The sequence below is a fragment of the Acinetobacter sp. YH16044 genome (assembly GCF_013417145.1).
GTDB lineage: Bacteria > Pseudomonadota > Gammaproteobacteria > Pseudomonadales > Moraxellaceae > Acinetobacter > Acinetobacter amyesii.
In genome coordinates, this window is record NZ_VPEK01000048.1 from 1 (window position 1) to 11,328 (window position 11,328).

General features: G+C 35.9%; 10 protein-coding genes and 2 pseudogenes. 5 read left to right on the plus strand and 7 right to left on the minus strand.

What is annotated here, in order from left to right:
- The 6 genes and pseudogenes from FTV38_RS18315 to FTV38_RS15440 form a co-directional block, all read right to left on the minus strand.
- Positions 1–67: pseudogene (locus tag FTV38_RS18315) on the minus strand (helix-turn-helix domain-containing protein); the annotation flags it as partial.
- Between the two features lie 201 nt (positions 68–268).
- Complete coding sequence (locus FTV38_RS15420) at positions 269–808, minus strand: 3'-5' exonuclease (protein ID WP_127798920.1); 540 nt, start codon at positions 806–808, stop codon at positions 269–271.
- Positions 809–836: 28 nt separating this feature from the next.
- Positions 837–1,733 carry an ATP-binding protein gene (locus FTV38_RS15425; protein ID WP_127798918.1) on the minus strand — a complete coding sequence of 299 codons (897 nt, stop codon included), beginning with the start codon at positions 1,731–1,733 and terminating at the stop codon, positions 837–839.
- Positions 1,730–2,227 carry a four-carbon acid sugar kinase family protein gene (locus tag FTV38_RS15430; RefSeq protein WP_151208077.1) on the minus strand — a complete coding sequence of 166 codons (498 nt, stop codon included), beginning with the start codon at positions 2,225–2,227 and terminating at the stop codon, positions 1,730–1,732. Before FTV38_RS15430 ends, FTV38_RS15425 begins: the two co-directional genes overlap by 4 nt.
- Before the next feature lie 3 nt (positions 2,228–2,230).
- Positions 2,231–3,178 carry a CBASS oligonucleotide cyclase gene (locus FTV38_RS15435; protein ID WP_151208075.1) on the minus strand — a complete coding sequence of 316 codons (948 nt, stop codon included), beginning with the start codon at positions 3,176–3,178 and terminating at the stop codon, positions 2,231–2,233.
- 19 nt (positions 3,179–3,197) lie between these two features.
- The gene (locus FTV38_RS15440; RefSeq protein ID WP_159153817.1) at positions 3,198–4,733 is read right to left on the minus strand and encodes a phosphorylase; all 1,536 of its coding nucleotides are present in this window, start codon (positions 4,731–4,733) and stop codon (positions 3,198–3,200) included.
- Between the two features lie 568 nt (positions 4,734–5,301).
- On the opposite strand from FTV38_RS15440, the gene FTV38_RS15445 reads away from it, so the two are divergent.
- Together FTV38_RS15445 and FTV38_RS15450 are read left to right on the plus strand one after the other, a co-directional pair.
- On the plus strand, positions 5,302–6,234 hold the full coding sequence (locus tag FTV38_RS15445) for an IS5-like element IS17 family transposase (RefSeq protein ID WP_180022931.1): 933 nt from the start codon (positions 5,302–5,304) through the stop codon (positions 6,232–6,234).
- A 54-nt stretch (positions 6,235–6,288) separates the two neighbouring features.
- Positions 6,289–6,702, plus strand: a pseudogene (locus FTV38_RS15450) (integrase core domain-containing protein); the annotation flags it as partial.
- Positions 6,703–6,854: 152 nt separating this feature from the next.
- On the opposite strand, the gene FTV38_RS15455 reads toward FTV38_RS15450, so the two are convergent.
- Positions 6,855–8,027, minus strand: coding sequence for a replication initiation protein (locus tag FTV38_RS15455; protein ID WP_127800989.1), 1,173 nt, complete (start codon positions 8,025–8,027; stop codon positions 6,855–6,857).
- 856 nt (positions 8,028–8,883) lie between these two features.
- Between FTV38_RS15455 and FTV38_RS15460 the strand changes: the two genes are divergently transcribed.
- The 3 genes from FTV38_RS15460 to FTV38_RS15470 form a co-directional block, all read left to right on the plus strand.
- Positions 8,884–9,657 (plus strand): ParA family protein, encoded by a 774-nt coding sequence (locus FTV38_RS15460; protein ID WP_127800991.1) that lies wholly within the window; start codon positions 8,884–8,886, stop codon positions 9,655–9,657.
- A 13-nt stretch (positions 9,658–9,670) separates the two neighbouring features.
- Positions 9,671–10,582 (plus strand): ParB/RepB/Spo0J family partition protein, encoded by a 912-nt coding sequence (locus tag FTV38_RS15465; protein WP_127800993.1) that lies wholly within the window; start codon positions 9,671–9,673, stop codon positions 10,580–10,582.
- A gap of 430 nt (positions 10,583–11,012) precedes the next feature.
- A partial coding sequence (locus FTV38_RS15470; RefSeq protein WP_180022932.1) for a transposase occupies positions 11,013–11,328 on the plus strand: 316 nt, incomplete at its 3' end.

An 11,328-nucleotide genomic window follows, 5' to 3' on the forward strand; every position in this document is an offset into this window, starting at 1 on the left:
GCTTGGCCAGAAAAATGAGTCGTTCTCGCTGTTCTAAACTAAGTGGTACAGAAACAATTCGAGGCATGGGTGAACATCTGTTAACTAAAAAAACTTTTTCGCATGATTAGTTATTTTTGTCAACTTAAAAAGAAAATAATTGAACATTGTTATTCTTTGGTTGGAATGTAATTCAAAGTACTTCCAGGCATGTTCAACAGCTTGTTCAGAATTAATCCTATTTGTCATATTAATATTACCCAATTGAAAATTATATGAATTATATAATTTATTCAATTGAATAAACTAATCTAAATAATTCTGCTTGATACTTTGCATCGTGCAAAGCATTATGATCTCCTTGTAAAGTAGGATGTACATATTTATCTATTGAACTTGACTTTGTATCGTACCAGCTACATTTTGTGGCTCCCATAAAAAGAGCTTTGATATCTATAGCTGATATACCAAAAGGATTTCTATTTAAATATTTTAGAAAATAAAAATTTATAAAAGACCAATCGAAAGGCGCATTAAGTCCTACAAATATAGGTCTAGAGTCCTCTGGTAAATACTTGAGTATCCAACTTTCAAATTGAGACATTGCTTCTATGGGGGGAATACCTTTCTTTCGTGCTTGGTCTAAAGTTATTCCTGACACTTTTAAAGCTTCTTCAATTGCTTGATCACTGATTGGTTGGAGCATTATTGTAAATTCTATATCAGGGTTATATACGAAACATGCTCCTATAGTCAGCATACTGTGTTCACCTACTATAGGACCTGCTGTTTCAATGTCTACAGAAATATAAACCTCTTTTTTATACATTCTTATGCTCCTTCCAATTAGAATTATGTTATCCAGCCATTATAGGTGAAGGCTTTAGCTTACTAAGAGCCTGATGGAAGTGTGAGATTTTTAATTCTGAATCAGGAAAAGCTAAAGAAACTGCCGTTGGATATAACCGTGTACGAATATCTGAATAAGTCCAACCTGGTTCTGCTCCGTGAGGAGCAGTTGCACTTACTAATTCGGCAATTTCATCTTCCGAAAAATCGATGTCAGACAAATCTTTAGTAAAAAGCTCATGTCGTTCTTCATTAGATGGGCGAACAAACTCTTCTACAATGGAAGCTCTACGCAAAACAGCTGCATCTAAAGCAGCTAATCGATTAGTACATAAAATTGCAAAGATACGGCCACCATGTTTTCTTAAATCATCTATTGCTTGAATTAAAGTATTCACACCAACTTTATCTTCATGATGACTATTTTCTTGACTTCGAGATGCTCCAAGCGAATCACCTTCATCAATAATAAGAAAAGCTCGACCATTTCCATGTCCAATAGACCGAGTGATTTCATCGAATGCTTGTGCAATGAGAGTACCCATTTCACCAACTTTACCAGTTCCTCTGACTTTATTACTAAGCTTAAATAGCAAAGCATCTTCTATTTTCGCATCACGAGCTAATCTATTAACAATTGCTTCAGCATTTGCAGTTTTTCCAGTACCTACATCACCATGAAAAATAGCTAAAGGATATTGATCGACAAGAAGATCAATAACCGCTAGTTTTTTCCCATGTTTTTGTTTACTCCATTGTTCTAACTCATCAGCCTGAAGCAAAAGTTGTACTTGTTTCTTAATACGGGAATATCTAGATTCAAAACCGAGTAATTTGTCAGCTAAATCATCAAATTGTTTAATTGGTAAATCTGTCTTAACTTCAAAAACTGTTGATTTACTCATGAGTAGTCGCTCCTATTAGCTCCATAACCATTACTGCTATAACCTCGCTCCCCTGATGCAGAAAGGCTACTGTGAGTGGTACTTTCTGTTGTTGAGACCCAAGTTATTTCCAATGGTAATTTGGAAGCTTTTTCTGATTCATTACGATATTTATCGGTATGTGACAATATAATTCTAATTCGTCCATCTGGTGTGTGGGGCCACATTACTCCGCCAGGTCTTTCAGTACCAGATGCACCTTCAGTTTGAAATATGTACTTAATAGCTCTAACTTCTGAACCATAGGAAGATATCAAAGTTACATCAACTTTAGATAAATATTCATTTTTTGCTAATAGTTCAATATCATGGGCATATTCTTTCGCTTTATCTTCAGTCATCGCTCTTGTGCTACTAGCGATCATAATTAAATCTGCTTTAATACTACGTACAACTTTTTCAACATCAGCTACAGTGTAAGTACTCGAATAAGTACTTGAGTATGATGAACTCATGCTTTAATCCTTAATTTTAAATTTATTACCGAATATTTCTTTCCAAATGTCGTTATCATCTTCTACTGATGCATAATTTGCAGTTTCCCAAGCTTGTAAGGCTATTTTGACGATTTGTTCTTTCTCTTCTATAGTTATTCGAGACGCTACATTATTTTCATGGTTAGCAGGATCAATAATTACAACAGGATCTGAAAAATATTTCTGCACCTTAGCCGAGTTCTCAGGGAAATCAATACGCTCATTTAATTCACTTTGAGCTATAAATCCTAAAAATTCTCTAAAACGTTGTTCAATATTTTGTGTTGGTCCATCACGATCTTGTAAATAAGCTAGTATCAACTCTAGATGAAAAGATTTAAGGCCCGGAGGGCACGCAAAATTTTTCCATCGTTTTGCCATACGCACTAAAGTGCGGTAATGCTTATCTGAATTTTTTCTATCACGAATAAATTGAATATGACAAGGAGCACAAGTTAGGTTTTTTTCTTTAGTTTTTAGATCATATTGCCAACCATGGTTTGGTTCTTGGGCATCTTGAATTACAGGAACTACATCTACACTCAGCCCACTTTTGACAAAAGTTACTGTAGCTGCTCTCCGTTGAATCTCAAAATCTTCAACAGCTTTAGTTGGATAAATTTTTGTGAGTAACGTGTAAATTAAGTCATTAAGATTGTCTAATGTCGAATCATCTACATTTTTATTACTGATATAAAATACAATATCTACATCGATAGGATCATCTACAGTTTTCTTCAAAATTGTATACTTTGCAAAAGAACCGGCTTTAACTACTTTTGCTATTTTTAAGTCAGAGTTTGAAGTGATATGTTTGCGTAACTCTGTTATTAAATTATCCACTTGTGCATGATATTCTGTACGTTTTTCTGAAGGTAAACGAAGTACATTACCATCATAATATTGAAGATCTGAATTTGTAAGTGACATTCTGATGTGTTTCCCCAAGTTAGTTATTAAGTGTTAAGCCATGAGTAATATAATCTGCTGTTACTGCAGCAGCTGCTTTTGCGGCTAAGTCATGAAAGCGATTGTCTTTTGTGGAATCACCAAAGTCACTAATTCCTCTAATCATTAACACGGGTTTTTTATGTAAAGCACAAGCCGCAAATACTCCTGCACCCTCCATTTCAGCAACTTCAATTTTTCCATTAAGTTCTTTTAAGGCTTTAAATTTTTCAGGATCTCGAAGAAGCTTCTCACCACTTCCAATAGTGACTGTTTTAGGCATAACACTTTTAGTTACTGGGCCAATTTCAATACTATCTGGAAGTATGATTTCTAAGGCTTCATAGCTCTTTATTAAGCGACTTTCTAAAGAACTTTTGTTAGATAAATATGTGCTAACATCCTGTCTAACTTTAAGATCTAACACTGTGCTTTTAGGCCGGTGTTCTGTAGCGCCACCTTCAATGAGAGCTGCTCCTTCGTATGCAACGACTTGTTCAGATAAAACAACTTCGCCTAAAGCACATTTTTCGCGCATTCCCGCAGCAATACCTAACATGATTACATTTTTAGGTTGTAATTCAATTAGTAATGTGGTGGTGATTGAAGAAGCATCTACATTTCCAGCGCTAGAAAAACATGCTATTGCGCAATTAGCCCGTATACCATCATTGCGAATTATTTCTGTTTTCCATACATGGAGACCCGTACTTGTAACTATAGGCTGTACACCTTCATTAATATTTAATGCTTGCCTTGCAGCTGATAATTCAATTGGTAAAGCTGTCAAGACTAATACATCTGGCGGAAGAGCTGCGTGTCTAGCTTGTTCCTCTTTATAAAAGATCGTAATAATTCTCTTTGCAATTTGAGAAAATTCTAATACAGGTTCTTCTAAAGAGAGTGCTGAAATACTTTTTACCACAGTAGAACCGGTATTTTGCAAATAAGTTTGAGGAGTGTCTCTAAATTTTTTTAGCAATCCTAATGCACCATTTCCATCTTCTTTATTTGATCCGATTTGTAGATCTAAAGGCAAAATAGGCAACCCTTTTTTTACCATTTTGTGAGCTCTATCTAATACTCCTTTACCACCACCTAGTGCAATCATTGCTGTAGCATGCTCAATTTGTTCTTCACCTACATTGCTACCTGTTAAGATTTCGTCATCAATACAAATATGTTCAGCAACCCCACGAGCAATCATGCTATTTAAAAGCCGTCGCTGTTCGGAATTGGTTTTGCATTGCAACCGATCATTTGATGCAACAATCTTAAGAAAGATTTTGTTTTCTATCCCTTGAGTTAGTTCGTTTATTTTTCTAGCAATAGTCCAATCAAAAACTAAAGATTTTTGAGTTTGATTTACAGGCTCTGCTGAAAAATAACCGATAAAGCTGCCTCCAGCATTAATAACTTCTGTTACAAGAGCTTCAACAAATGAATGAGCCTTATCGATCTGGTCATCATTTGTAGTAAGAGAAATGCTACCTGCAAGGAGAATACAACTATTTGAAAGAGAAACTGGATTACTCATTCTCCCCTTACCCCCTAAAAAATATAATAATTTTTAATAGATGAAGGTTACATTAACTATTGCAAGTGTTCTTTGAAAATTTATTTAGCTTTGTAATTTTAGTATGCAAGTAGTTTAATTGTTCACTCCTCCAGGTATCACTGCAAATATGGCTGTACAGTGGTAAGAACCCTACAAACGCGATTGAATGAGATAAAGTAATATACTGTAGTACCAGCTGTTAAAAGGAAAAACCACCAAAACACCTAGATTACTAATTGTTACTGAAGGAATATCCATAATTTTGGAAAAAGTTGTCTAGATAGAAGAAGAACTCCTAATAAAGTCGCAATTATTGCACGAGCATGCTGAGAAAGGCGGCACTCAAATCTACAGTTGCTATGTGAGTTGTGAGTTATGACCCGGCAAATATGATAACTCCAATAAAATCATTAATCTAAACATTTGCTGAATCTTCATTAAATTACTAACCACTGAATTAGATGGATGAAATGGTAAATATATAGTTGTGAAGGGCTTTGTTGCACAAACCTATCTGTAAAGGCTTTTTCAGCGATATAATTTTCAAATGAAGAAGCCTACACACAAAATCTACTGCACAACCAATTGGCCCGCATATAACCGAGCACTCATGAGTCGCGGAAATATTGTCATTTGGTTTGATCCTGCTACGCAATGGTATGCTCCATCAAAAGGCAAACAAGGGCGAAATCAAACCTACTCCGACGCAGCTATCCAATGCTGCTTAATGATTAAATCCTTATTCCGTCTATCTTTACGTATGGTCACTGGCTTTGTGCAAAGTCTGATTGAACTTTGCGGATTAAATTGGACCGCACCAGATTACAGTACGCTTTGTAGAAGACAAAAGCATATTGATATTGCAATCAGCTACCAAAAAAGTAGCGATGGGCTGCATCTACTCGTAGACTCTACAGGCATGAAGTTTCTAGGTGAGGGCGAATGGAAACGCAAGAAACATGGAGCTGAATATCGTCGCCAATGGCGTAAACTACATATTGGTATAGATGCCAAAACCCTACAAATACGCGCTATTCAGCTCACAACCAATAATGTCAGTGATTCACAGGTGCTTGGTGATTTACTTAATCAGATTCCACAAGATGAGCAGATTGACTCTGTTTATACCGATGGAGCTTATGACACCAAGCAATGCCGTCAGGTCATTGCAGATCGGCAAGCACATGCGGTGATTCCACCTAGAAAAAATGCGAAACCATGGAAAGATACAAAGATCAGCTCGCTAGAGCGAAATGAATTACTTCGAACAGTTAAACGTTTAGGCAGGACATTATGGAAAAAATGGTCAGGCTATCATCGCCGCAGTTTGGTGGAAACCAAGATGCATTGCATCAAATTATTAGGCGATAAATTAATGGCAAGAAGCTTTCCTAGTCAGGTGAATGAAATTCATGCACGTGTAGCAGTCCTCAACAGATTTACGGAATTAGGTCGACCACTTACCCAAGTTACGCCTTAAATTTGGCTCAATTAGGGGCGCTTTGCATTTCAAATCTTTGTGCAACAAAGCCGATGGAAAGTATCTACACGGATGAATACAGATATGGTGCTCGATGCACTTGAGCAAGCATTGCACGATCGAGGCATGCCAAAGAATGTGATTCATCATTCCGATAGAGGTGTTCAATATCTTTCTATTCGCTATACCAATCGTTTAGAAGCTGCAAATTTACGAGCATCAGTCGGTACGACTGGTGATTCATACGATAATGCTTTGGCTGAAACAGTGAATGGCTTATACAAAACAGAGGTGATTGAGTATTTAAAAGCAGATTGGAAAGGTTTAGCGGATGTACAACTTGCGACACTCAACTGGGTAGATTGGTTCAATAAAGAGCGTGTACACAGTGCATTGGGTTACAAGTCGCCTTTTGAGTTTGAAGCAATGTACTATGATAAGATTAACCCGTTAGGTCAGGTGGCCTAACTTAAATAAAAAAGTCTCCGACAAACCCGGTACGGTTCAGTCTCAATTTTCACACTTCATGCAACAGAGTCGTTTTTATCCTAAGGTCCTTACCACTTGTATTCTTTACGAACATATATCAAAAAAAGTGTAGCAAGTTGCTACACTTTTCGCTAGATCAACTCTTTACCAAAAATATCATTCAGTCTTTCACGAATACTATGGACGAATTCCGGATTACTTTTAAGTTTATGCTTCATATTTCGTTTAAAGTCATTCAACCCCATACCAATTTCAGCAAAATCCATTTGGAATAAAGTGTCATTAATGACAATATTTGCTTGAGAGTCAGTGAGGCATCCTACTTTTTTAAACCACTTCTTGAACTGCTGATAATTTTCATCATTATTAAAAATATACCAAGAACGTACATTCATATCGAATTTAGCCCCTAATTCTTTTACGGATGCATTGTCTTCAAATGGAACATCAAGATAGATTTTTTCAATCACTGCAAATTCATCCAGTGCCTTATCAGCAATCCGATGATGCAGTTTAAAATTCACACCTACAATTGGACGGCCTTTCTTAACGGTTTCATACTCTAATTGTAGATCTGTATTTTCGTTAATTTCTGCCACTATTTTGTCTAATACATAGCGTCTAAAATCTACCCAGCGATCATATTTGGTTTCATTAATATCAATCAGTGCTTTCAAGTTTTCTAAAAGTAATGGCACTTCATAACTCTTTTGATTGGCGTACTTAAATTCATTTTTAATGAAATAAGTATAGAGACTCATACTGGCAACAGAATCTAGGGCAAAAAGATGTTTTAGCTGATAGGTAGTAAAATTACCCCCAGCCAGTTGAGTGAAATACGGCAACACCTCACTGGTAAAACGAATCTGAATCGCATTTTTAGAATCATCTTCCCATCTTAACTCACGGATAATGGGAACGACAGAATGTACTTTTTTAGTCTTTCTTTTACCATTATCAGCAGGCTCCTCAATAATAAAATGAGCTACCCGGGATGAAAGCTCTTTGTAGATCCGATCTATTGCAACATTAATTGAATTACGTTTATTTAATCCTAGTAAATCTGCCAAATCATCCTTATACAAATAAATATAAGTTTGTTCGGTAATTTCACCATCTACCCTATTTTTCTCACTATAATTCGCAACCGCCATTGCATATAGAAGTGCCTTATATTCATTGGCTGATAATTCGATTGGGCGAATTAAACGGTTACTGGTACTGACAACGCCATTATGGCGAATGTTGCCTATACAGTAAGGAATATAATTCGATTCTTCTTGCAATGGTTCAGATTCTGTCATAACCGTGATATTTATAATTTAACTTAGTTTTTATATACAAAAGTGGAAAAACTTTCAAGACTTTCACCACAAGATTCTAAAAGTGGAAAGTTTGTCATCAAAAAGAAGCATTTTAGCCGGTTTTCTGCATTTAAAGTGGAATTAATTATAATCTTTCCACCCTATGATGACAGACCTTCCACCTTTAGTCTCGAAATTACAGTTCAGAAGGCCTATTTTTACTTTTTTCATTCAGATCTAGTTAGGTTAAGTCAGATAAAAACCCTGATGTGACAAGGCTTCCACCTTTTTGTTAGATTTAAAAGGTATAACTGCACATATAATCATCAGGAAATATCCAATAAAAAAAGATTATCCACAGGTTAAGAAGATACAGTGACAATCTTTCCACCTTTAAAGCTTAGTTATGAGACTTTATTAACAGCTTAAATATTTGTTTTTGCAATTATTTTTAAATAAAAATAGCAGATATAAAAATAGCAGTGACAAACTTTCCACCCTAGTGACAGACCTTCCACTTTAGAGTGACAAACCTTCCACTTTAGAGTGACAGACCTTCCACTTTAGAGTGACAAACCTTCCACTTTAGAGTGACAAACCTTCCACTTTAGAGTGACAAACCTTCCACTTTTAAATCTATAAGCATTTGTTTTATATAATAAAAATATGATCCTAATTATTAATTAGCTAAATAACTAATTATTCTAATTTTTAATTAAGCTAGCTTAGTTAAAAATTTATTTTTTAAACTGTTTTACAGCTGAATAAATAGGATTTATAAATTTAAAAACTATAGTAAGATGAATGAAAGTTATTTATATTACTAAACATTCAAATAAGGAAGCATCTGACACGCATGTCTGCAAAAATTATTACTGTTGCTAACCATAAAGGCGGATGTGGCAAAACAACGACTGTTGTACACCTAGCCTCAGAACTTGCCAATCTGGGCAACAAAGTTTTAGTCATTGATTTAGATCCTCAAGCAAACGCAAGTTTACACATTGGGATCCAACATCCAAGCGAAATTGCTGTCACTACAGCAGAATTACTAGTGGGCGATATTTCGTTGTTGGCAGATGCATTACAAGAAGAAACGAACTTTGAAAAAGTATCATTAATTTATGGTTCCTTGAATTTAGGAAAAACTGAAGATCAACTAAAAGAAGAAGCTCCCCGTCCTTCAGAAGAGTTAAATATCAAGTTAAAACTATTAAAAGATCTATATGATTTTATATTGATTGACTGCCCACCTAGCCTTAAATTATTAACCAGCAATGCCCTGGCATCCTCAACACATGTCATTATCCCTATCGAATCAGGATCACAATATGGATTATATGGGGTAACAGATCTTTTAAATCATCTTGAAAAGATCAAACGTATTAATCCAGATTTAGAGCTTTTAGGCGCTTTACTAATTAAGCATGATGAACGTCAGAATGTCTGTAAGCTGATTCGGGATGAAGCCTTGAAACAAGTGGGTAAAATTTTAGAAACCACAATTCCTCAAAGTACTAAAGTCAATCAAGCAGCCATTCTGCAACAACCACTTTTGAAAGTAGAAAAAAATTCAAAAGTACGTAAGGCTTTTGAAAGCCTTGCCAATGAAATTGTATTGAAAATTTAAACCTGAGAGCATTATGGCAAGCACCAAAGAGCTTTTAGCTCAGAAACTGAAACAGAATACAGAAAAACATCAGCAAGCACAGAAAGACAATATTAAAGAGCTGAAAGAGTTTAGACGTAATGTCCCTATTGAGGATATCAGCCGAAGTCTAAACCAGCCGCGTAAAATATTTGAAGAATCACAGTTAAAAGAACTGGCGGATTCTATTAATGAAATCGGCCTTTTGCAGCCCATTACAGTGCGTAAACTGGATAATCTGAAATATGAACTGATTGCAGGCGAGCGACGCTTACGGGCACATCAGTTACTCGGAAAGTCTGTGATTGAAGCCATTATCATTGATGCAAATAATGTAGAAGCATCTTTGTTAACCCTGGCCGAGAATTTAAAGCGTCAGGATCTGACAGATTATGAGATTTTTATTGGCCTGAACTCACTTGATGAGAAATTAAAGAAAAACAAGCAACGTTTAGCCAATTCACTGGGTTTAAATCGCGAAGATATGTACAAGTATTTAGCATACGAAAAACTGCCGCAAGCAATTTTAAATGACCTTGATGTGGAACCAGGCTTGCTAGGCCGTACTGCTGCAACTGCATTCAAAAAATTTCTATCGGATCATCTTGAACAACTCTCTGAAGCCGAAGTGGCCTTACTCGGAGCTTGGGAAAAATTAAAAGACAAAAAACTCGAGCAAAGCAAAGTTACTACTTATGCTGAAAAACTATTGAGTCAGAATCCAGAAAAACTGACCACAACATCCGTGGTCAGAAAAATTGAATATGCCGGTAAGATTGCGGGGAATATCAAACTGAATCAAAAACAGCTTAAGGTTTCTCTGAATATCTCGGAAATTGACGAAGCCAGTCTCTTACAATTAGAAGATTTCTTAAAACAGCTGATTCAAAAAAGCGAAAAAGTGTAGCAAGTTGCTACACTTTCTTAGCACCCTGAAACTAATTACATCCTCATGCATTATTGAATTTTATTTTCTTAAGTATGCTTCTTTACATTTGGTCTTTGAGAGTACTGTTACTTCGGACTGAGATTAAATTCTGCCTTTCTTCTTGTGGAGTAGTTTTATATTTATCCGGAAATATTATATATGTCCATATAAGCACTCCCAGTTTTCAGGTTTTGTATCAAAATAATCAATTCTTATCAGATTTTTCGATAGGGAAGTATATATGCTGGTGGAACATAAATAATTTGGTGGTGTTTCAAAAGGTATGCTGCCGTTAAAAAAATACGTTATTAAGGTAAAAGAAAGTAAGCATCCAGCTAACACAGCCTTACCAAGCGATCCTATAAGCCTTAATTTAGTTCCCACCTAAAAACAAGTGGGGACTTAATCTATGAACATGGATATATATTCAGCAACACCTCCTGTTGCTAAAAAACGCAGAACATACAGCAAAGAATTCAAATTCAGTATTGTCAATGCCTGCAAAAATCCTAATACCTCGATCGCTTCGGTCGCACTGCAACATAGTATTAATGCCAACCTTGTCAGTCGTTGGATCAGGATCTTCAGGCATCATGAGGGTGCCGTGCAGGATCCTACTCATGTGAATCCAGCATTTATTGCTTTGCCTTACACTGCTGCAATCAGCCAACCTATTGATGAGAGGATCACGTTGTGTATCACCGTGCCTCATACGAATAATGATA